Here is a 20241-nt window from a genome sequence, read left to right on the forward strand (position 1 = left end):
GGGGGCGGAACCCAGAATGCGCCCCGAAATCGGGCAGGCCGAGAAGGGGCAGGAGTTCTTGGAATAGCCATAGGCCATTTTGTTGACGAACAGGAAATCGCCAATCAGCAAGGTATCCTTCATCGATCCCGAGGGGATCCAGAAGGGCTGAAAGAACAAAGTGCGAAAGATCGCGGCAATGATCAGCGCCCAGAAGATCGTCTTGACGGTTTCCCAGATGCCGCCTTCTTTGCGCGCAGTGCTGTCGGCCATGTTCTGCCATTCCTGTGTCAGGGTTTCGCGCTGTTCATGAGCGTTTGAGGGGGGCAAAGTCAAGCGTGGCGCGGGGTCGCGCAAGCAGGCGTGACCAAAGCGCTTACGGCAAAGGCCCGCCCGCGGGGGTGCCAAGGGGGCTTTCGGGGCGCGCTTCGATCACTACGAAAGCCTGTGCCCAGGGGTGATCATCGGTCAGTGTGACATGGACGATGGCGCGATGACCCGGCGGGGTCATCTTTGCCAAACGCTCTGCCGCCCAGCCGGTCAGCGCCATCACCGGCTGACCCGATTCCAGGTTGCTGACCGCCATGTCCTTCCACGAAATGCCCATTGCCAGCCCGGTTCCCAGCGCTTTCGAGCAGGCCTCTTTGGCGGCCCAACGCTTGGCCAAAGTGCCCGCCTCATCGCGGCGGCGTGCGGCTTTGGCCAGCTCGGTCGGGGTAAAGACGCGGTTGCGAAAGCGATCACCATGCCGTTCAAGAACGGCGCTGATGCGGTCGATATTCGCAAGATCACTGCCAATGCCCAGTATCATGGTTCAATACGTCACTTTCGCCCCAAGGGCGCAGCTGTCGTGATGACGGCCCAAGGGGCGCGTCATGACATGCTCCGGGCAAGGTCCATGCGGCGGCGCATTTCGGTGATCGCACCGCCCAGGCCCAGGAAAAGTGCCTCGGAGATCAGAAAGTGCCCGATGTTCAATTCCTTGATCTGCGGCATCATTGCGATCGGGCCAACCGTGTCAAAGGTCAGGCCGTGGCCTGCGTGAACCTCAAGGCCCAGCTCATGCGCCAGCTCGGCGCCGCGCTGAAGGCCCAGCAGCTCGGCATCACGTTCAGCAATGCGACCTTCGGTATCCAGATCGCAATAGGCGCCGGTATGCAGCTCGACCACGGCGGCCCCGATCCGGGCCGAGGCCTCGATCTGGCGCGGCTCGTGGCCAATGAACATGGACACGCGGCAACCCGCTTCGCGCAGCGGCGCAATGAAATCTGCCAAACGGGATTCGTCGCGCGCCACATCCAGCCCGCCTTCGGTGGTGCGCTCTTCGCGCTTTTCCGGGACGATGCACACGGCATGAGGGCGCAGGCGCAAGGCAATGGCCCGCATCTCGTCCGTGGCGGCCATTTCAAAGTTCAGTGGCAGACGCAGGCGCTCCATCAGCAGATCAATATCGGCGTCAGTGATATGGCGGCGGTCTTCGCGCAGATGCGCCGTGATGCCATCGGCGCCCGCCTGCTGAGCAATTTCAGCGGCGCGCAACGGATCGGGCCAGGGCGTGCCCCGCGCATTACGAACGGTTGCGACATGGTCGATATTGACGCCAAGGCGAAGCATGGTTTCCTCCGGGAATTTATGGGGGCAGGCTAGCCCAACTGCGGCGCGGGGGCGAGTCCCGTTGCCACGACCCACCAGCCCTGACCCCCGGCAGGATCGGCCATGATCTCGGCGGCCCGGTTTGCACTGGCCATATCGGGGAAAATGCCAAAGCAGGTCGCGCCCGAGCCCGACATCCGTGCCAAAAGCGCGCCCTGATCGCGCAGCGCCTCAAGGCAGGTTGCGATCTCGGGCATCAGCGTGATCGCCGGCGCCTCAAGATCGTTGCGGCATTCGTGCAAAAAATCGATCAGCGTCGAGGTGTCGGGGAAATAAGGCAGCTGATCGGGCATGGGCGCATTGTCACGGCTTGCAAGCGCGCGGAAAACCTGCGGCGTTGACAGGCCCTTGCCGGGATTGACCAGCACCAGGGCCAAATCCGGCAAAGTTGGGATCGGGTCAAGAATTTCGCCCAGCCCGCGCATCCGCACCGGACGTCCGGCAAGGCAAACCGGTACATCGGCACCCAAAACTTCGGGGTGAGCGGGATAGGCGTCAAAGCCGCGCAGCACCGCCGCCGCATCCGCCGAGCCACCGCCGATCCCCGAGGCCACGGGCAAGTTCTTATGCAGCGTGATCGCCCCAATGCCGCCCGCCAGCCGTGCCGCTTGCAGGCACAGATTGTCATCGGCTGCGGCCAGCCCAGATGCAAACGGCCCGGTGATTGTCAGTGACAAAGGGCCGGGATGGATCTGGATCTTGTCGCCGAACGCGGCGAATACGACCAGCGAATCCAGCAGATGATAGCCGTCTGCCCGCCGTCCGGTGACGTGAAGGCTAAGATTGATCTTGGCGGGCGCGTCGATGGTGATCGCGCCCGCAAGGGCTTTAGTCATTCGTATTCGTCTCAGAGGAAGGGTCGGTATCATCATCCGTCGCATCATTGCCCGCTTGCGGGTCGGAAGATGCATCGGGCTGTGGCGCAGGCGGAGCAATCACGTGGCCATGCGTCTTTTCTTCGTCCAGCACCTTGTCGAGCCCGCGATCCAGCTTGGCGCGGATACGAACCTCTTCGTCTTCGGTTTCCGGCTTCAGGCTAAGGGCGCGCTGCCATTGGATCTCGGCTTCGCGCTTGCGCCCGACCATCCAATAGATGTCACCCATGTGATCGTTGACCAGCGGATCGTCCGACATCGAGGCGACCGAGCGTTCCATCGGGGCCACGGCCTCGGGGTAGCGCCCCATCCGGTAATAGGCCCAGGCCAGCGAATCCAGAATATAGCCGTCATCGGGGCTAAGCTCGACCGCGCGCTTGATCATTTTCAGCGCCTCGTCCAGCTTGATGTTGCGATCCACCAACGAATAGCCAAGGTAGTTCAACACGGGCGCTGAATCGGCATGGATGCGCAAGGCCTCGCGCATGTCAGCCTCGGCCTTGTCGAACTGGTTCGAGCGCTCCAGCGCAATGCCGCGAGCATAGAGCGGGAACCAGCGCGCCCGATCCTCGCCTTTGAGCAGGTCAAGCGCCTTGTCGTAAGGTGCCACCGCCTCGGCGAATTTTTCCTGCTGACGCAGCAAATCGCCAAGGGCAATCCAGCCCTGAGCCAGCTCGGGCTGTGCCTTGGTCAAGGCAAGAGCCGCGCTTTCGGCATCTTGCAACCGATCTGCACGTGCCAGCGCATCAATGCGCGCCAGCTCGGCGATGGGGCGCATTTCCCCCAGATCGCTTAGCTTTTTGAACTCATCCTCGGCCAGATCAAACTGCCCGACCGATTGCAAAAGCTGGGCGGTCAACAGGCGGGCCTCGGCCAGATTGGGGGCAAGATAGGTGGCAATGCGTGCCTGAATCAGCGCCAGCGGGTCGGGCTCTTCGGTCGAGGCGAGGGCCGTGGCAAAGGTCAGAAATACCTGCGCAATCCCATCGGCAGGCGAGTCGATCGCATCAAAGGGCAGGGTCTCGCCTGCGGCAAGCCGGGTGCGCAGCGCGACAAGGCTTGGCTCTTCGGAAAGGCGCGGCAAGGCATCAAGCATCTTGATGGCTTTTTCATTCTGTTCCAGCTGCGACAGAATTTCGGCCCGCGCCACAATGCCCAGAATATGGCCGCCCGCGGCATCGCTGATCAACAGCTTATCGGCCGCCTCGTAATCGCCGACCTTGGCCTTGGCGAGCGCGAGGTGATATTGAACCATGCCCTGTGCGCCGGGAATTTTGGCCAGGCTTTCAAAGGCCGAGATCGCTTCGCTGGCCTTGCCCATGCCCAAAAGCGCCCAGGCGCGGACCATGCCATCCAGCAACTTGCCCTCACCCGCGTCATCGCCACCTTCAGCGCTTTGCTTCAGCGAGGCGTCGCTTTGGGCGACCAAAGCATCCCATTCTCTGTCATGCGCCATTTGCACGCGCAGCAAAAGATTGGCCAGCTCGGTTCCGACATGTTCGCTGTCCGTGCGGCTGGCCAGCTTGATCGCGGTTTCGGTTTGACCTGCCGAAAGCAGCGACACCAGGGCGCTGTCTTGCAAATAGGGGTCCGCACCATCCTGGCCCAAGGCCAACAGATAATAGGCGGCGGCCGCGCGGAAATCATTGTCGAGGGCTGCCTGACGCGCCGCCAGATAGGGTCCGGCGTTGCTAAGGCTTAGCGGGACTTGCGGTTCTGATGCATCGCCTTGGGTGGCGGCGGGGCCAGCCGCTTGCACAGGCGCGGCCTGCGCGCCGCCCGGAGCGCCGGGCAGATGCGGTTTGGGCACAGGCGGTTCCTGCGCATAAAGCGGAGCGGCAAAGAGCGCGATCAGCGCCAGCGAGAGCAGTCTGTTGGTCACGAACTCGGGCCCGGTCAATCATGTCAATTGCCTGACCCTAGCGAGCGACGGGCAGATCGGCAACGGCGGGCGACGGTCACGCCGCCCGCAGGTGTCATTTATTCGTGATCACATATTCGGATAGTTTGGCCCGTCGCCGCCCTGAGGCGTGGTCCAGTTGATGTTTTGCGACGGATCCTTGATGTCGCATGTCTTGCAATGGACGCAGTTCTGAAAGTTGATCTGAAAGCGCGGACCCTCGGGGCCTTCCAGCACCTCATAGACCCCCGCCGGGCAATAGCGTTGGGCGGGTTCGTCATATTCGGGCAGGTTGACGCTGATCGGGATCGAGGGATCTTTCAGCTTCAGATGGCAGGGCTGGCTTTCCTCGTGGTTGGTAAAGGAAAAGGCCACGTTGGTCAGGCGGTCAAAGGACAGCTTTCCGTCCGGGCGCGGATAATCGATCGGTTTGAAATCCTTGGCCTTGCCGGTCGCCTGTGCATCGGTCTTGCCGTGTTTCCACGTGCCCAAAGGGTTCCAGCCCGTCAGATTGGCCACCCACATGTCGAAACCGCCAAGCGCAAGGCTGGGCCATAGCCCAAGCTTGGACCAGATCGGCTTGACGTTGCGCACAGGCTTAAGATCGCGCGCAATCGGGCCCGAGCGCACGTCAGTTTCATATTCGGCCAGCTCGTCACCCTCGCGGCCTGCGGCAATGGCTGCGGCAGCGGCTTCAGCGGCGGCAATGCCCGAAAGCATGGCGTTATGGTTGCCCTTGATGCGCGGCACGTTGACCAGACCCGCCGAGCAGCCCAGAAGCGCGCCCCCTGGAAAGGTCATTTTCGGGATCGACTGCCAGCCGCCCTCGGAAATCGCGCGCGCGCCATATGCCACGCGCTTGCCGCCTTCCAGCAGCTCGGCGACCATCGGATGGTGCTTGAAGCGTTGGAATTCCATATAGGGATAAAGGTGGGGGTTGGCGTAGTTCAGGTGAACCACAAAGCCGACCAAGACCTGATTTCCCTCGAGGTGATAGATAAACGAGCCGCCGCCCGCATTTTTGCCCAAGGGCCAGCCCATTGTGTGGGTGACGGTGCCGGGCTTGGCTTTGGCGGGATCGATCTCCCAGATTTCTTTCATGCCAAGGCCGAATTTCTGCGGCTGATGACCCTGCGACAGGTCATATTTGGCCATGACCTCTTTGGACAAAGACCCGCGCACCCCTTCGGCCAGCAGGACATATTTGCCCCGCAGCTCCATGCCCGGCTCATATTGCGGGCCGGGGGTGCCATCGGCATTCAGGCCCATTTCGCCAGCAATCACGCCGGCAACGCGGTTGCCATCCATGACCAGCTGGGATGCTGCCATGCCGGGGAAAATCTCGACCTCTAACGCCTCGGCCTGTTCGGCCAGCCAGCGGCAGACATTGCCCATCGAGACGATGTATTTGCCATGGTTCGACATCAGGGGCGGCATCGGCCAGTTCGGCACGCGCGCCTGACCTGCGGGGCCAAGGATATAGAAGTTATCTTCTTTGACCGGTGTATGGATCGGCGCGCCCTTTTCCTTCCAATCGGGGATCAGGCGATCAAGGCCAGACACATCCAGCACGGCGCCCGAAAGAATATGCGCCCCAACCTCCGAGCCCTTCTCCAGCACGACGACGGAAAGATCGGCGTTGATCTGTTTCAGACGAATCGCTGCCGAAAGACCCGCAGGACCCCCGCCGACGATCACGACGTCAAAGTCCATGGCTTCGCGTTCGATCTCTTCCATTGCTTGGTCTCTCTCCCTGGCATTGTCCGCGCATGAAACTGCGCCAAGCGATAGCGCGAATTTTTATTGCGGGCAATCATGTCGCGGCGCAGCAATCCAACTGTTGCAATGGGATATTGTGGTCAGCGACCATACGCGGGGCTTTGCCTGTCTATTCCACAGCAGGCTTGCATGAGACGCGCGAAACCGCCACGATGTTGACTGGTTATCAAGACGCGCCCCCCTCCTTTTTGGTCGGGGGCGTTGTAATAGCATTGGCGCGCTATGTCGCCGAAAGGACTGCAATGGAGAAGATCCTGATTACCCGCGCCGGTTTCGATCAGCTCGACGAAGAGCTGCGCGTTCTGCGTACCGAAGACCGCCCCGCCGTTATTCGCGAAATCGCGGAAGCCCGCGAACATGGCGATTTGTCAGAAAATGCGGAATACCACGCCGCGCGGGAAAAACAGAGCCTGCTTGAGGGCCGGATCAAGGAACTTGAGGGTCTGATCTCTCGTGCGGATGTCATTGATCCGACCAAACTGTCGGGCAGCGTCAAATTCGGCGCGACCGTCAAACTGGTGGACGAAGACACCGACGAAGAGCGCACCTTCCAGATCGTCGGAGAGGCCGAGGCCGATCTTGAGCGTGGCTTGCTGAACATCCGCTCGCCTTTGGCCCGTGCATTGATCGGCAAGGACGAAGGCGACAGCGTGAATGTGGTCACGCCCGGCGGCGGCAAATCCTATGAGATCTTGTCCGTTCGTTTCCAGTAATCGCCGGAACTTCCTTTGATGAACGACATTCGCGAAAACCTGCGCCGTATCGCTGCCGAACAGTCTCGGGACCGCTTGGTGCTATTGGGCGCAGGTGCGAGCGTCTGCTGGCTCTTGCTGGTCTGCCTGTTTGCCTATTTCGGCCCCAGCGCCGAAAGCGCAAGCAGCGGGATCGGCCGGCTTTTGGGCTTTGTGGGCGTGGTCATGCCAATCGCGCTGATCTGGCTTGCGGTGGGTCTGGGGCGCAGCATTGCCAGCCTGCAGGCCGAAGCAGCCGAGCTGCGCGCCTCGGTGGCGCTTTTGGGGCGCGACGGCGATATTCCTGCCGCACCGACAATTCGCCATATTCCCTCGCCTCCGCGCGCGGCAACAGCCAAGCCCGAAGCCGCCTCTGCCGCCGCGTCTGGCGCTGCTGACAGCCTGGATCCCCCACCGCTGGCCCTTGATGAATATGAGCTGATCTCGGCCATCAACTTTCCCAATGGTCCCGAGGATGAGGATGCGATCGCCGCGCTGCGCAAGGCGCTGGCCGATCCGGAGTTGGCCCGTCTGATCCGCGCGGCGCAAGATGTTGTGACGCTTTTGTCCAAGCGCGGCGTCTTTATGGAAGAGCTCTATACCCGCGAGCCTGACCCCGAGGGCTGGCGTCGCTTTACCGCTGGCGCACGCGGCGCGGCCGTGGCCGGGCTTGCGCTGGATGTGGACGCACAATTTCTGGACACGGCTTCCGAAATGATTCGCTTTGACGAGGTCTTTCGCGATGTCGCCCAACATTTCCTGCGCCGCTTTGACAAACTGCTTTGCCGCGCGGCGCCGGAATTGGATGACCGGCTGTTGTTGGCCATGACCTATACCCGCTCGGGGCGCGCGTTCACCTTGCTGGCGCAGGCGACGGGCATGATCGGCGAGTATCTGCCCCAAGAGCCGCAAAGCGCATGATATCGGCCTGGCCGTCCCACGGCCAGCCCATCCGCCCGCGACCGGCAGGGCGAAACCCCAAAGACAGATACAGGTGACGCGCCGCATGGTTCGTGCCCGAGACTTCGGCGCGCAACCCGCTATAGCCGCCCCTTGCCGCCAGATCGGCCGCTGCGGCGATCAAAGCCTGACCATAGCCCTGGCCACGCAATTGAGGCGCCACGACCACCCCGTCCAGCACCATATCCGAAGTGGCAGGCCCGCCGCGATACAGTTGGCTGGCCAGCCAGATCGCGCGCCCGCGCATGCCACCCCAGACGGTGCGAAAGTGTTCAACCGCGCCATCCAGAAGCCCCCCGGTTTCGTCGCGAACCCCGGCCAGTGCTGCCAGATCCCCGTCAGGGGTCAGAGCGACCAAAGCCATCTGTGGGCGCAATGCGTGCCGGATCAGGCTTTCGCCGCGACAGGGTGCCACCCGAAAGGGCAGGATCTCGGGGCCGAACGCCTGCCAGTAAAGTGACGCCGCCTGAGCCAGATGCCGGGGCGCAAGGCCGGGCTGAACATTCTGGCGCGGCTGAAAAGAGGGGTCGGTCAGCACGGCTGCCTCTTGTTTTGCCAGCGTGAAAGGGACAAGCTGAAAAAATCCACAGCTAGAATGATCCTTTCCCGCCTTGTCACCGATTCCACAACCCTCTCAGGGCGCCAAGCCGCGCGCGCAAGCCACCGGGCTAACTGCCGCGCAAGATCGTGTGCTGTCGCGCAGTCTGCGACAGTGCTTTTTCCACGCCATTGTTCAATCGCTGCCATTCTTGCTGGTCTTGCTGCCGTTCGGGCTGTTGTTTGGCGTGGTGGCGGTCGATGCCGGGCTGGATCTGATGCAGGTCGCCGGATTTTCAACCCTGGTGCTGGCCGGAGCCTCGCAATTCACAGCGGTCCAGCTGATGCTGGATCAGGCCCCGGTCATCGTCGTGATCATCTCTGCCTTGGCGGTCAATTTGCGTCTGGCGATGTATTCGGCGGCGCTTGTGCCATGGCTGGGGGCGGCCAGCCTGAAAGAGCGCGGATTGATCGCCTATCTGCTGGTTGATCAGACCTATGGGCTGGCGGTTCAGCATTATGAGCTGCATCCAAAGCTGCGGTTGGATCAGCGGATGGCCTATTTCTTTGGTGCTTCGCTGGCGATGGGCCTGCCTTGGGTCGTGGTCAGCCTGATTGGCGCCAAGATCGGCAAGGCCATCCCCGAAAGCTGGCCGCTTGATTTCGCGGTGCCGATCACCTTTCTGGCAATGATCGCGCCGATGGTGCGCAAGCTTGCCCATCTGGCGGCGGTGGTGGTTTCCATCGTCGCATCGTTGGTCTTTTCCTTTCTGCCATCGGGCTTGGGGCTTTTGATCGCGGCGCCGCTGGCCATGGCAGCAGGGGCCGCCGTCGAGGTCTGGACCGAGCGGCGCAAGGCGCTGGGCTTGGCGCCGGAAAACCCCGATCCGGCCCATAAGGCATAGCCGCAGAAAGAATATGGCATGAGCGATTTTCAGATCTGGACGATCATCATCACGCTTGGTCTGGGTACCTTTGCACTGCGCTGGTCGTTTCTGGGCGCGATCGGCAACCGACCGATCCCGATCTGGGCCGAGCGCTTGTTGCGCTATACTGCGGTTGGCGTCTTGCCAGCGCTGGTGGCGCCAATGGTGGCATGGCCGCCCGCAACCGGGGGGCAGCCCGATCCAGCGCGGCTGTTGGCTGCGGCGGCGACGCTGGGGGTGGGGCTGGTCACGCGCAATACGCTGGCCGCAATCGTGGCAGGTGGCGTCACGCTGTTTGCAATGCTGTATCTGATCGGCTGACGTTCAAAGAAAAAGGCCCCGGAACCAAAGTTCCAAGGCCATTTGCTTGCTTCATACGCGGCTTGCGCAAAGTGGATTTTGGCTGCCGGGTTGCGCTTATTGCGCGGTATGCAGCTTGCCGTCTTGACCATAACCTTCGATTGCACCGTTCTTTTGGCGCAACAGAACATTGTGGTTATTGGCCGGGTCGCCATCCATGTGCTTTTTGGTGGTAACACCGGGCAGGGTGACGAACCATTCGCGCAGCTTGAGCGGCGAAAAGCCGGTCGGCGCGCCGGAAAAGCCCGGAACCCGTCCAAGCACCTTGCCAGTCGAAACCGCACAGAAGCTTTTGTTTGCAGGCCCTTGCTGCTCGGCCGAGCGGATCGCCATATCGGCAACTTCGCGCGAGACAAGCTTGGTGTCTTCTGCAACCCAATAGGTCTCGCGGGCGTGGTAGTCGATGTAGAAGTTCTTAAAGTTGGGCGTAATGCCGTAAAGAACGTCGTGGCGCTCGGGGATCGCGGGATGCTCCCAGCTTCCAGCGGGATCATAAATGACGCGCTGGCTGCCGTTGATCAGCAAAGCGGAATGGGCCCCTTCGCCACGCGGAATCCCGATCACAGTCAACAAAGAGATGTAATAGGGCTCGTTAGGGTCCGAATAGCGGGATCTGCGCAGGCTTTCGTCGCTGGCCCATTTGTTATCGGCACCACAAGCAGCCAGCACAGCCGGCAGGCTTAGCGCTAGAAAAGTCCGGCGTTGCATAGGCTATCTCTCCGGGAAGGACGCTTGGATCAGGCGTTGGTCAGCGCCAGGAAAATCAAGACAGCGATCGAGCAAATGCAGGTCCAGCTTGCCAGACGCAGAAAGCCGGCCATGGTCTTCTGCTGCTCGCGGATGTCCATTTCGCCATAGATGTGGTCGGTGTTTTCTTGATGAGAGGCCATGATCCCGTCCTGAGCATGAAAGTAATTTGCGCCTAGCGTTACCCTATGAAGGCCGGGCTGTCACGCCCCCCAAAGCACGCCACCCTGTTCTGTCTGGCCAACGGGCCACACCTGGTTGGCCAGGGCCAGATGGTTGATATGGCCAATCGCCTCGGCAAGGGCCAGGCCGTAGTTACCCGCGTTGATCTTGCGCCGATACAGAATGTCAAAGCAGCCCGCCACGGTGCGCGGCTCTTGCGACAGGGTGCGCACGATTCGCCGCAACGCCGAGCGGTGATTTTCGACCAGCTGGCTTAGCCGTTCGGGCAGGCCGGTAAAGGGCAGGTTATGCCCCGGCAGCACCAGTTGATCTGGGCGCGCGTAAACGCCAAGCCGTTCGCAGCTTTCGATCCAATCCCCGACGGTATCTGCCAGCGGCTCGGTGGGATAAACGCCCAGATTGGGTGAAATCGCGGGCAAAAGCTGATCGCCGCCAATCACCAGATGGTCATCAAGTGACCACATCGTCACATGTTCGGGGGCATGGCCATTGCCCATATGAATGCGCCAGCGCCTCCCGGCTGCGCGGATTTCCTGCCCTTCGGTCAGGCGCCGAAAGCCCGGGGGCAGCGTGTGGCAGATGTCGGCCATATTGAAGGGGCGCTCGGTTTCGCGGCTTTGCAGGATCTCGGGGTCCATGCCTGCGCTGCGCCAAAAGGCCAATGCCTCGGGGGTGGGCCGCTCTTGCACGTCCAGGATCTGCATCCGGGCCATCAGCCAGGCCGTGCGGCTGGTCCATAGCTCGGCCCCGCGCTGGGTGAACCAGCCTGCCAGACCGATGTGATCGGCGTGATGATGCGTCGCAATGACGCGGCTGACGGGGCGGTTTTGCAGTACCTCGACCAGCAATGTTTGCCACGTTTCGCGGCTGCGGCGATTGTCAAAGCCGGTATCGACCACCGTCCAGCTGTCGCCGTCGTCGAGCAAGTACAGATTGACATGGTCAAGCTGCATCGGCAGCGCCATGCGCGTCCACAAAATCCCCTCGGCAAGCTGCACAGCCTCGCCGGGTTGAGGCGGGCTGTCGCAGGGAAAGCGCAGCATCAGGAGAAATGGCCCGCAAATGCCCCGTCGCTCAGCGCCTCAAGATCGGCAAGGCCGCATTGGGCCTCGGCCAGATTGGCGGTAAAGCGCGGCAGAATGCGGGTGATATAAATCCGCGCCAGCGCCAGTTGATCCGGCCCGCCTGCCAAAGCTGCGCGCAGGTGGAAATGCGCACCCAACACATGGGCAAAGGCCGTCAGATAGGGCACGGCCCCCGCAAAGCGATCGGGCAGTTCGGCCGCCAATAGATCGTGGGTGGCCTCGCGCAGGGTCTCGGCGGCCTGCCAGACCTGATGGGCCAGTTCGGGCTGAGCGGCCTGCGATGCTTTGGCATTGTCCAAGATCTCGTCAAGCAGCGCATTCGCCGCCGCCCCATCATCCGAGAGCTTGCGCCCGACCAGATCCATGGCCTGAATGCCGTTTGTGCCCTCATAGATCGGGGTGATGCGGACATCGCGCAGGTATTGGGCCGCGCCGGTTTCCTCGATAAAGCCCATGCCGCCATGGATCTGCACGGCGGTATCCGCAACGCGGCAGCCAACATCCGTCCCATGCGCTTTGGCGATCGGGGTCAGAAAGGCCCCGCGTGCCTGCCAATCGGCATGTCCGGTGGCGCGCGCCATATCCAGCGCAACGCTGCATGACAGACAGATCGCGCGGGCGGCAAAGATCTCTGCGCGGCTAAGGGCCAACATGCGGCGCACATCAGGGTGGCGGATGATCGGACCCATCTGATTGCGCTCTGCGGCATAGCTGGCGGCCTGCTGAAGCGCGGCCTCGGCCTGACCCACGCCCTGCGCGCCCACCGCCAGCCGGGCCATGTTCATCATCGTAAACATTGCGGCCATGCCTTTGTTTTCTTCGCCGACAAGCCAGCCGGTGGCGCCTTCAAAGCTCATGACGCAGGTGGGGCTGCCGTGGATGCCCAATTTGTACTCAAGGCTGACCACGCGCAAATCATTGGGCACCGAAGGGTTGCCCTGTGCATCAGGCAAAAGCTTTGGCACCATGAAAAGGCTGATCCCGCGTGTGCCCGCCCCGCCATCGGGCAGGCGGGCCAGAACCAGGTGACAGACGTTTTGCGTCACATCACTGTCGCCCCAGGTGATGAAAATCTTTTGTCCGGTGATGCGATAGGTTCCATCCTCTGCGCGCTGGGCCTTGCTTGTCAGCGCGCCCACATCGGACCCGGCCTGCGGCTCGGTCAGGTTCATGGTGCCCGACCATTCGCCGCTGTTCAGCTTGGGCAGGTACAGCGCCTTGATCTGGTCGTTGGCGTGATGTTCCAGCGCATCGATCTGGCCCTGTGTCAGCAGGGAATTCAGCTGAAGCGCCAGACAGCCCGCGCCAAGCATTTCATTGACCGCGACGTTCAAGGTCAGCGGCAGACCCATGCCGCCATATTCGGGATCGGCAGAAATCCCGATCCAGCCGCCCTCGGCCAAGGCGGCAAAGCCCTTGGCATATCCCGGCGAGGACCGCACCACGCCATTTTCCAGCCGCGCCGGTTCCACATCGCCCGAGCGGTTGAGGGGGGCATAGACCTCTGCGGCAAGGCGCCCGCCTTCGGACAAAACCGCGCTGACCGTATCAGGCGTGGCATCGGCATAGCGCTCGGACGCGGCGACATCGGCGAAGCCCACAACTTCATTCAGGATGAAACGGATTTGTTCGACCGGGGCGTGATATGCCAAGTTGCTATACTTTCTTTGGGCGCCGCGCGATCGCAGGGCAGGCTTGACTATGGTAGCATTGAGGAGAATATCCGCATTCCGCAGAGCAGCAACATAGACCCGACGTCAAGAATGGATACGCAAATACTTGCAGCCGATGCCGCCGGTATCGAACAGGCCTGCCACTGGTTAAGGCTGGGGCAACCCGTCGCCGTGCCCACAGAGACCGTCTATGGGCTGGCCGCTGATGCCCGCAATGGCGAGGCAGTGGCGCGCATTTATGCGGCCAAGGGACGGCCATCCTTCAACCCGCTGATCGTGCATTTGCCCGATCTGGCCGCGGTCCAGCGGATCGCCGTTCTGGACGAGCAGGCGCTTGCACTTGCGCAGGCTTTTTGGCCGGGACCGCTGACCATGATTCTGCCTTTGCGCAAGGATTCGGGAATTGCCAGCATCACCACCGCAGGGTTGCAAAGCGTTGGTATCCGCGTGCCGTCACATCCGGGGATGCAAAGGCTGATGCGGGCCTTTGACGGGCCACTGGCGGCGCCATCGGCCAATCCTTCGGGGCGCATCAGCCCGACCTCGGCTGCTCATGTCGCGGATCCGGTCAATGGCTTGGGCGGGGTGATTGCGGCGGTGCTGGATGATGGCAGCTGCCCGGTGGGGGTTGAATCGACGATTCTGGGCTGGACGCCCGAAGGCGCGCCTGCATTGCTGCGTCCGGGCGGATTGCCCGCCGAGGCGATCGAGGCGCTGTTGGGCGTTGCCTTGGCGCATCCCGAGCTGAACCCGGCCGCCCCCAGCGCGCCTGGCCAGTTGTCCAGCCATTATGCGCCCAACGCCGAACTGCGCATGAATGTGACCCATCCACGGCCTGATGAAACCTACCTGACCTTTGGCACTGCCGCCCCTGCACAGGGCCTGACCCTAAGCGCGAGCGGTGATCTGAACGAGGCCGCTGCCGTGCTTTTTGATGTGCTGCGCCAGGCAGATGAGTTGGGTCGCCCGATTGCTGTGGCGCCGATCCCGGGCCATGGGCTGGGCGCGGCGATTAACGATCGCCTTAGCCGCGCCGCCGCCCCGCGTTAAGACCACGCTCGTTCACAGGCCCACCCTGGCCCTTGCCCTGGCTCTTGCGCCGTAATCGCCGGGCGTGAGCAGGGGCCGCGCCCACCGATAGCGCGGGCGCCCTTTGCATCTGCGGCTGGGTTCTTTGCAAGCCCTTGCGGGTTCAGGGTTTGGCGGTATCCGCCCAAAGTTTTGCCCGGAAAAGCCTGCGCGGGACCGGGAAAAGATCTTGCGGCCCGCGCGGCCACTTTGACCGTTCAGGCGCGGCCTGCATGGGGCGACAGCAACAGGGGGTCGATCCCCATTCCACGCAGCGCCGAGACCCATTTGACCTCATTATCGGCCCCGAAGATGATGTCATCGCCACGCTCGCTGGTCAGCCAGCCATTGGCGCGGATCTCATTATCCAGCTGCCCGGGGCCCCATCCGGCATAGCCAAGCGCCAAAACCGCGGGTTTGGGGCCGCGGCCAAGGGCGAAATCCTCGAGGATCTCACGGCTGGTGGTCATGGCCAGATCCTCGCCGATGCGCATGCCCCCTTCGGATTCGGGCTGATCCTGCGCCAGATGATGCAGCACAAATCCCCGGCCCGGCTCGACCGGGCCACCAAAGCGCACGGGAATGTCGCGGGTTTCGAAATCCGTATCGATGCCAAGCTGGTTCAGCAGATCTGCAAAATCGACATCGGGCAGGGTCCGATTGACCACCAATCCCATCGCCCCGTCGGCCGAATGAGCACAGATCAAAATGACGGTCTGCTCGAACCGGGGGTCCTGCATGCCGGGCATGGCGATGAGGATTTTGCCTGTGAGGTTGCTGGACTGCTCCATGCTTTTCTCCTTTTCTTGATACCAAGATCGGGCTTTGCGCGGGCTTTCACAAGGGATTGGCGAAGTTTTGATTTCCTCGGGGCGCGGCTTGGTGGATATGAGGAGCCATGAGAAAACATGCCCTTTTGCTTTTGACCGCTGGCGCCCTGTCATTTGGACAGCTGGCCGCCGTTCCCGCCAATGCACAAGAGCCGCTGCCCGAGGCTGACCAGCTTCCGCCCGGCCTGCAATCCGCAAGGGTTTTGCCGGGGTGGGAGCTGCCCAACGGCAATCGCATGGTCGCGCTTGAGCTGCAATTGCAGCCGGGTTGGAAGACCTATTGGCGCAGTCCGGGGGATGCGGGCGTGCCCGCGGTTTTCAATTGGGAGAGCACCCAAAACCTGGCCGAGGCGCGGCTGCATTGGCCCACGCCCGAGGTCATCGATTCGGGTGGATTGCGTACCTTGGGCTATCACGAGCGGCTGATCCTGCCGATCGAGATGGTCGCGGTCGATGCCGATGCCCCCTTCAGCGGGCATTTGCGCGTTGATCTGGGCCTGTGCGAGACAATCTGTGTGCCGGGGCATCTCAGCCTTGAGTTGCCGCAGATCGGCGAAAGCAGCGACCCACAGATCGAGGCCGCCCTGGCATCCGTCCCCGTACCCGAAGGGGAAATCGCCCATTGCAAGCTGTCCGAGATCCGCGACGGCATGAATGTGACCGCTGTGGTTGCCGTTCAGCCAGGGGATGCGCAAAGCGCGGCGGCGCTGGAATATGATGCCGAAGGCGTCTGGGTTTCCGAGCCCAAGATTTCGGTGGCAGATGGTCAGTTGATGGCCAGCGCCGATTTCATCGACGAAACCGGCAAACCCTTTGAGTTAGATCCCGCCAAGGTGCGGCTGACCCTGATCGATGGGACATCCGGGCTTGAGTTCGAGGGATGCCTATAAAGGGCTGGGGCGCTGCATGACCTGCCGCGCGGGCGCAGGCAGGGGGCCTTAATTCGGGCCTCATTCAGCCTTGGCCTAGTCGGGCTTGTTCCCCAGCCGCGCTTGCAGCGCCAAAAGATCGGCCCAGGCCTCGCGCTTGGCCAAGGGTGTGCGCAGCAGATAGGCGGGGTGGGTCATGGGAAGGGCGGGGCGCCCAAAAGCGGTCTGCCACTCGCCGCGCATTTTCAAAATACCTGACCGCCCCAGCGCCGCCTGACAGGGAATATTGCCAAACAACACCAGAACATCGGGGTTGGCCAATTCCACGTGCCGCGCCAGAAATGGCAAAATCATCGCGATTTCATCGGGGTGAGGGGGGCGATTCCCGGTTGGGTGCCAGGGCAGGACATTGGTGATATAAAGCGCTTTATCCGCCTGTTCGGCGGTTCGCGACAGACCGATTGCCGCAAACATCTTGTCCAGCAATTGCCCCGCCGCGCCGACAAAGGGCAGGCCGCGCTGATCCTCTTCTGCGCCCGGCGCCTCGCCGATGATCATCACGCGGGCAGCCGGATTGCCATCGGCAAAGCAGAAATTGCGCGCGCCCTTTTTCAGATCGATCCCGTCGAATGCGGCCATGGCCTGTGCCAGCGCGTCCAAGCTTTGCGCCTGTCCAGCCGCCTGAGCCGCGATGGCGGCATAATCTGGCCCCGCTGCGGCAGCCGCAGGGCGCGGTTGGGTCGAGACGGCCATGGGCAGGCCGCCCGGCATCATCTGCCCGCCCGCCTGTTCGGATGCCTCGCCTTGCGCATAGGCCGGAGCCGCGGCCTTTATCGCGCGATCATTGGCGCGCGCGAGCGCCAAAGCCTCGGCCTCGTCATAGCGGTCGATGGCCTCGTCAAGACATGGCTCATCCGCGCCCATCTCTGCTTGCCATTGCAAGAGAGCCAGCGCCGTTTCCGCGTCTAGCGCGAATCCTCGATAGCTTAGATCGCTCATTGGCGCAGGCTAAAGCCGGGCGGGGGTGCGGGCAAGGTGGCTTGGTGGGCCACAGCTGCCCCATTGGGCAAAAGATGGCCCCAGAGCGGGCAAATGATCGAACGCCCTAGCATTGCGGCAAGGGGGCTCGGGCGCGCTGGGGTTATTGCGATTGGCTGATCGGGGTCGTGCCGCCGCCCATGCCGACCAATTTGGCGATCAGGTCTTTGGCGGTCGGCCCGATGCGGTCGCAGGCCTCGGGGTCGTCCAACAGCTTAAAGGCCGGGCCATAAAATTCGCGGTCATAGGCGGTGGGGTCCAGCTTCAGCCGGGCGGCCAGCCGATCGCCGGTCCCGGTGATCAACGTCCATTCGCCGTTCGAAACCTCGTAGCCGGGACAGTTCGCTGTGATGACGTTCACATTTGCCAATTCGGCGATCAGGGCTTTCGCATCCGCCTCGGACAGGGCCGAAACATCGGGAAGCTTGACCGTGATCCCGCCATCTGCCCCGGCAATTCCCGCAGCAAAGGTCATGGCGATTCCGCCCAAGGCACATGTCCAGACCCGCATTTTATACCCCTTCTTCGGCGATTAATCCGCCCAATCCGGCCTGATAGGGGGCAAACTGGCAACCCAATTCACCGTGAGGACGGCGTGACACCCTGTCCTGACGCAGGGTAAATTAACTCGCGCGGCTGGGGCTATTGGCGCAGCGCCTTGAAAAGCCTTGCGGAAAGTCGTGCGATGCAAGAATGCGTGAGCGCTTTTGGCGCATCCTTGTGACAGGGCCGTGATGGTTCGATCTGTTTGTCTGGTGGTGGGCGCGGTCTACTTGACGCTGCATCATGGCGGCGATACGCGGGGTTGACATCTCTACGCGGAGGAACCTTGCGATGACGACCTATTCTTTGCTGATCCTGCCGGGCGACGGCATTGGCCCCGAAGTCATGACCGAGGTCCGCAAGGTCATCGGCTGGTTTGAGGCCAACAAGGGCCTGAACTTTGACGTCAGCGAGGATCTGGTCGGTGGTGCCGCTTATGACGTCCACGGCATCCCGCTGTCGGATGCCACCATGGCAAAGGCGCAAGCGGTTGATGCGGTCCTGCTGGGCGCTGTCGGTGGTCCGAAATATGACAACCTTGATTTCAGCGTAAAGCCCGAGCGCGGCCTGCTGCGCCTGCGCAAGGAAATGGATCTATACGCCAACCTGCGCCCCGCTCAGTGCTTTGACGCTTTGGCTGATTTCAGCTCGCTTAAGCGCGATGTGGTTGCCGGCCTTGATATTCTGATCGTGCGCGAGTTGACCTCGGGCGTATATTTCGGCCAGCCGCGCGGCATTTCGGCCGATGACACCCCCGGCAACGAGGGTGGCCGCGTCGGCGTCAACACCCAGCGCTATACCAGCGGCGAGATCCGCCGCGTGGCTCGCGCTGCTTTCGAATTGGCCCGCAAGCGCAACAATCGCGTCTGCTCGATGGAAAAGGCCAACGTCATGGAATCGGGTATTCTGTGGCGCGAGGAAGTTCAGTGGGTTCATGACAACGAATATGCCGATGTCGAGCTGACCCATATGTATGCCGACAACGGTGCGATGCAGCTGGTGCGCAACCCGCGTCAGTTCGACGTGATCGTGACCGACAACCTGTTTGGCGACATTCTGTCGGACGCGGCGGCGATGCTGACCGGCTCGCTGGGGATGCTGCCCTCGGCCAGCCTTGGTGCACCGATGGAAAACGGCCGCCCGAAAGCGATGTACGAGCCCGTGCATGGTTCGGCACCCGATATTGCGGGGCAGGGCAAGGCCAACCCGATCGCCTGTATCCTCAGCTTTGCGATGGCGCTTCGCTATTCCTATAACGAGGGCGACAATGCCGCCCTGTTGGAGCGCGCGATCGAAAAGGTTCTGGCCGATGGCGTTCGTACGGGCGATCTGATGGGCGAAGAGGGCGGCGTGCCGGTCTCGACCTCGCAGATGGGCGATGCGATTCTCGCGGCGCTGACCGAGCTGAAATAAGCCATGTCGCAGGGCGGGAACCTGCGCGGAGCGTTGGTTGCCCTGCTCGCGATGGGCATCTATGCGACGCATGATGTGATCATCAAAACTCTGGGGGCGGATTATCCCGCCCTTCAGATCCTTTTCTTTTCGTCGCTGCTATCTTTTCCCTTTATCGCCGCTTTGCTGCTGCGCGATCCGACCCACGGCACGCTGCGACCACGAAACCCGTTCTGGGTGACCTTCCGTTCCTGTACGATCGTGATTTCGGGAATGTGCGGCTTTTACGCCTTTTCGGTGCTGCCGCTGGCGCAGGTCTATGCGATCCTTTTCGCCGTTCCCCTGTTCATCACCATCCTTTCGGTGCCATTTCTGGGCGAGAAGGTCGGCATGCACCGTTGGGGCGCGGTGTTGATCGGGTTGGTGGGGGTGCTGGTCGTGCTGCGGCCGGGGCAGACCGCGTTCGAGCTGGGCCATCTGGCCGCCCTTGGCGGGGCGTGCTGTTCGGCCCTTTCGGCGATTGCGGTCCGCAAGCTGGGCCGATCTGAACGGACGGTGATCCTGATCTTGTGGCCGATGCTGGGTAACTTCGTGCTGACTGGCGCGTCATTGTCGCTGGCCTATGAGCCGATGGCCCTGGGCGATCTGGCACTGGCGGGGGTGATTGCGATGATGGGGCTGATGGCAGGTTTTCTGCTGATCGTGGCCTATCAGACCGGCGAGGCCACCGTCGTTGCGCCGATGCAATATTCCCAGATGCTTTGGGCCACGGTCTATGGCTGGTTTTTGTTCGGCGAAAGGCTGGATCTGCCGACAGTGGCTGGGGCGATTTTGATCATTGGATCGGGGCTTTATATTCTGATGCGCGAAGCCCGCAACAAAGCCCCGGGGCAACGCCTGATCGAGGGGCGGCTGCGGGGGGAAACCGTCACTGCCCCCCGCCCGGTTTTGCTGCGCAGATTGTGGGGCGGCAAGGGCTAGGCGAGGGGTCGGATTTCAGCCCCTTTTGCTGGGCGTATTCACCCGAACGTATGCGACCCCGCATAACGGAAAATGAGCCAGCACGTGAAAGCTGTACAAGCTTCCATATGCTGGCTCACTGACCAAAATCAG

The 20241-nt window shown here is 62.1% G+C and carries 22 protein-coding genes; 8 read left to right on the forward strand and 14 right to left on the reverse strand.

What is annotated here, in order from left to right:
• The 6 genes from RTS12_RS11400 to RTS12_RS11425 all read right to left on the reverse strand — a co-directional run.
• Positions 1-252, reverse strand: a 252-nt coding sequence (locus RTS12_RS11400) for a S26 family signal peptidase (protein WP_312528552.1), incomplete at its 3' end; no start/stop codon positions are given.
• A gap of 103 nt (positions 253-355) precedes the next feature.
• Positions 356-790, reverse strand: coding sequence for a holo-ACP synthase (gene acpS, locus RTS12_RS11405; protein ID WP_312528554.1), 435 nt, complete (start codon positions 788-790; stop codon positions 356-358).
• 62 nt (positions 791-852) lie between these two features.
• Positions 853-1593: a pyridoxine 5'-phosphate synthase gene (locus tag RTS12_RS11410; protein WP_312528556.1), complete on the reverse strand. Its 741-nt coding sequence runs from the start codon at positions 1591-1593 to the stop codon at positions 853-855.
• Between the two features lie 29 nt (positions 1594-1622).
• On the reverse strand, positions 1623-2468 hold the full coding sequence (locus tag RTS12_RS11415; protein WP_312528557.1) for a 4-(cytidine 5'-diphospho)-2-C-methyl-D-erythritol kinase: 846 nt from the start codon (positions 2466-2468) through the stop codon (positions 1623-1625).
• Positions 2461-4389 carry a tetratricopeptide repeat protein gene (locus RTS12_RS11420; protein WP_312528559.1) on the reverse strand — a complete coding sequence of 643 codons (1929 nt, stop codon included), beginning with the start codon at positions 4387-4389 and terminating at the stop codon, positions 2461-2463. Before RTS12_RS11420 ends, RTS12_RS11415 begins: the two co-directional genes overlap by 8 nt.
• A gap of 108 nt (positions 4390-4497) precedes the next feature.
• Positions 4498-6144 (reverse strand): electron transfer flavoprotein-ubiquinone oxidoreductase, encoded by a 1647-nt coding sequence (locus RTS12_RS11425; protein WP_312528561.1) that lies wholly within the window; start codon positions 6142-6144, stop codon positions 4498-4500.
• 284 nt (positions 6145-6428) lie between these two features.
• On the opposite strand from RTS12_RS11425, the gene greA reads away from it, so the two are divergent.
• Together greA and RTS12_RS11435 are read left to right on the forward strand one after the other, a co-directional pair.
• A complete protein-coding gene (gene greA / locus RTS12_RS11430; RefSeq protein ID WP_312528562.1) occupies positions 6429-6899 on the forward strand; it encodes a transcription elongation factor GreA in 471 nt (156 codons plus the stop codon).
• An 18-nt stretch (positions 6900-6917) separates the two neighbouring features.
• On the forward strand, positions 6918-7838 hold the full coding sequence (locus RTS12_RS11435) for a hypothetical protein (RefSeq protein ID WP_312528564.1): 921 nt from the start codon (positions 6918-6920) through the stop codon (positions 7836-7838).
• On the opposite strand, the gene RTS12_RS11440 is transcribed toward RTS12_RS11435, so the two are convergent.
• Positions 7771-8415: a GNAT family N-acetyltransferase gene (locus tag RTS12_RS11440; protein ID WP_312528566.1), complete on the reverse strand. Its 645-nt coding sequence runs from the start codon at positions 8413-8415 to the stop codon at positions 7771-7773. The two genes, RTS12_RS11435 and RTS12_RS11440, sit on opposite strands and share 68 nt — an antisense overlap.
• Before the next feature lie 73 nt (positions 8416-8488).
• On the opposite strand from RTS12_RS11440, the gene RTS12_RS11445 reads away from it, so the two are divergent.
• Positions 8489-9319, forward strand: a complete 831-nt coding sequence (locus RTS12_RS11445) for an AzlC family ABC transporter permease (protein ID WP_312528568.1) — start codon at positions 8489-8491, stop codon at positions 9317-9319.
• Positions 9320-9337: 18 nt separating this feature from the next.
• On the forward strand, positions 9338-9661 hold the full coding sequence (locus RTS12_RS11450) for an AzlD domain-containing protein (protein WP_312528570.1): 324 nt from the start codon (positions 9338-9340) through the stop codon (positions 9659-9661).
• Between the two features lie 96 nt (positions 9662-9757).
• Here RTS12_RS11450 and RTS12_RS11455 read toward each other — a convergent pair whose 3' ends face one another.
• The 4 genes from RTS12_RS11455 to RTS12_RS11470 are packed head-to-tail and all read right to left on the reverse strand — an operon-like array spanning position 9758 to position 13367.
• A complete protein-coding gene (locus RTS12_RS11455; RefSeq protein WP_312528571.1) occupies positions 9758-10408 on the reverse strand; it encodes a hypothetical protein in 651 nt (216 codons plus the stop codon).
• Positions 10409-10437: 29 nt separating this feature from the next.
• Positions 10438-10590 (reverse strand): aa3-type cytochrome c oxidase subunit IV, encoded by a 153-nt coding sequence (locus RTS12_RS11460; RefSeq protein WP_312528573.1) that lies wholly within the window; start codon positions 10588-10590, stop codon positions 10438-10440.
• Between the two features lie 60 nt (positions 10591-10650).
• Positions 10651-11673 (reverse strand): MBL fold metallo-hydrolase, encoded by a 1023-nt coding sequence (locus tag RTS12_RS11465; RefSeq protein ID WP_312528575.1) that lies wholly within the window; start codon positions 11671-11673, stop codon positions 10651-10653.
• Entirely contained in the window at positions 11673-13367 is a 1695-nt protein-coding gene (locus RTS12_RS11470) for an acyl-CoA dehydrogenase (RefSeq protein ID WP_312528577.1), read from the reverse strand. The genes RTS12_RS11465 and RTS12_RS11470 overlap by 1 nt, the downstream gene beginning before the upstream one ends.
• Positions 13368-13478: 111 nt before the next feature.
• Between RTS12_RS11470 and RTS12_RS11475 the strand changes: the two genes are divergently transcribed.
• Positions 13479-14438 carry an L-threonylcarbamoyladenylate synthase gene (locus tag RTS12_RS11475; RefSeq protein WP_312528579.1) on the forward strand — a complete coding sequence of 320 codons (960 nt, stop codon included), beginning with the start codon at positions 13479-13481 and terminating at the stop codon, positions 14436-14438.
• A gap of 236 nt (positions 14439-14674) precedes the next feature.
• Here the strand turns inward: RTS12_RS11475 and RTS12_RS11480 are convergent, their stop codons facing one another.
• Positions 14675-15247, reverse strand: a complete 573-nt coding sequence (locus RTS12_RS11480) for a YqgE/AlgH family protein (RefSeq protein ID WP_312528581.1) — start codon at positions 15245-15247, stop codon at positions 14675-14677.
• Between the two features lie 107 nt (positions 15248-15354).
• Here RTS12_RS11480 and RTS12_RS11485 point away from each other — a divergent pair, with 107 nt between their 5' ends.
• Positions 15355-16176: a protein-disulfide reductase DsbD domain-containing protein gene (locus RTS12_RS11485; RefSeq protein ID WP_312528583.1), complete on the forward strand. Its 822-nt coding sequence runs from the start codon at positions 15355-15357 to the stop codon at positions 16174-16176.
• 75 nt (positions 16177-16251) lie between these two features.
• On the opposite strand, the gene RTS12_RS11490 is transcribed toward RTS12_RS11485, so the two are convergent.
• Together RTS12_RS11490 and RTS12_RS11495 are read right to left on the reverse strand one after the other, a co-directional pair.
• On the reverse strand, positions 16252-17154 hold the full coding sequence (locus RTS12_RS11490; protein WP_312528585.1) for a uracil-DNA glycosylase: 903 nt from the start codon (positions 17152-17154) through the stop codon (positions 16252-16254).
• A 142-nt stretch (positions 17155-17296) separates the two neighbouring features.
• A complete protein-coding gene (locus RTS12_RS11495) occupies positions 17297-17704 on the reverse strand; it encodes a hypothetical protein (protein WP_312528586.1) in 408 nt (135 codons plus the stop codon).
• Positions 17705-18027: 323 nt separating this feature from the next.
• Between RTS12_RS11495 and leuB the strand changes: the two genes are divergently transcribed.
• A complete protein-coding gene (gene leuB / locus RTS12_RS11500) occupies positions 18028-19149 on the forward strand; it encodes a 3-isopropylmalate dehydrogenase (protein ID WP_312528588.1) in 1122 nt (373 codons plus the stop codon).
• A 3-nt stretch (positions 19150-19152) separates the two neighbouring features.
• Entirely contained in the window at positions 19153-20109 is a 957-nt protein-coding gene (locus tag RTS12_RS11505; RefSeq protein ID WP_312528590.1) for a DMT family transporter, read from the forward strand.
• Positions 20110-20241: the final 132 nt, after the last annotated feature.

The organism is Paracoccus sp. (in: a-proteobacteria), assembly GCF_032007265.1.
Classification (GTDB): domain Bacteria; phylum Pseudomonadota; class Alphaproteobacteria; order Rhodobacterales; family Rhodobacteraceae; genus Paracoccus.

Excerpts from the sequence above, each read along its gene's own strand:
- acpS (WP_312528554.1), bottom strand. The coding sequence starts at position 790 with ATGATACTGGGCATTGGCAGTGATCTTGCGAATATCGACCGCATCAGC.
- RTS12_RS11410 (WP_312528556.1), bottom strand. The coding sequence starts at position 1,593 with ATGCTTCGCCTTGGCGTCAATATCGACCATGTCGCAACCGTTCGTAAT.
- RTS12_RS11415 (WP_312528557.1), bottom strand. The coding sequence starts at position 2,468 with ATGACTAAAGCCCTTGCGGGCGCGATCACCATCGACGCGCCCGCCAAG.
- RTS12_RS11425 (WP_312528561.1), bottom strand. The coding sequence starts at position 6,144 with ATGGAAGAGATCGAACGCGAAGCCATGGACTTTGACGTCGTGATCGTC.
- greA (WP_312528562.1), top strand. The coding sequence starts at position 6,429 with ATGGAGAAGATCCTGATTACCCGCGCCGGTTTCGATCAGCTCGACGAA.
- RTS12_RS11435 (WP_312528564.1), top strand. The coding sequence starts at position 6,918 with ATGAACGACATTCGCGAAAACCTGCGCCGTATCGCTGCCGAACAGTCT.
- RTS12_RS11450 (WP_312528570.1), top strand. The coding sequence starts at position 9,338 with ATGAGCGATTTTCAGATCTGGACGATCATCATCACGCTTGGTCTGGGT.
- RTS12_RS11455 (WP_312528571.1), bottom strand. The coding sequence starts at position 10,408 with ATGCAACGCCGGACTTTTCTAGCGCTAAGCCTGCCGGCTGTGCTGGCT.
- RTS12_RS11460 (WP_312528573.1), bottom strand. The coding sequence starts at position 10,590 with ATGGCCTCTCATCAAGAAAACACCGACCACATCTATGGCGAAATGGAC.
- RTS12_RS11465 (WP_312528575.1), bottom strand. The coding sequence starts at position 11,673 with ATGCTGCGCTTTCCCTGCGACAGCCCGCCTCAACCCGGCGAGGCTGTG.
- RTS12_RS11475 (WP_312528579.1), top strand. The coding sequence starts at position 13,479 with ATGGATACGCAAATACTTGCAGCCGATGCCGCCGGTATCGAACAGGCC.
- RTS12_RS11480 (WP_312528581.1), bottom strand. The coding sequence starts at position 15,247 with ATGGAGCAGTCCAGCAACCTCACAGGCAAAATCCTCATCGCCATGCCC.
- RTS12_RS11485 (WP_312528583.1), top strand. The coding sequence starts at position 15,355 with ATGAGAAAACATGCCCTTTTGCTTTTGACCGCTGGCGCCCTGTCATTT.
- RTS12_RS11490 (WP_312528585.1), bottom strand. The coding sequence starts at position 17,154 with ATGAGCGATCTAAGCTATCGAGGATTCGCGCTAGACGCGGAAACGGCG.
- RTS12_RS11495 (WP_312528586.1), bottom strand. The coding sequence starts at position 17,704 with ATGCGGGTCTGGACATGTGCCTTGGGCGGAATCGCCATGACCTTTGCT.
- leuB (WP_312528588.1), top strand. The coding sequence starts at position 18,028 with ATGACGACCTATTCTTTGCTGATCCTGCCGGGCGACGGCATTGGCCCC.
- RTS12_RS11505 (WP_312528590.1), top strand. The coding sequence starts at position 19,153 with ATGTCGCAGGGCGGGAACCTGCGCGGAGCGTTGGTTGCCCTGCTCGCG.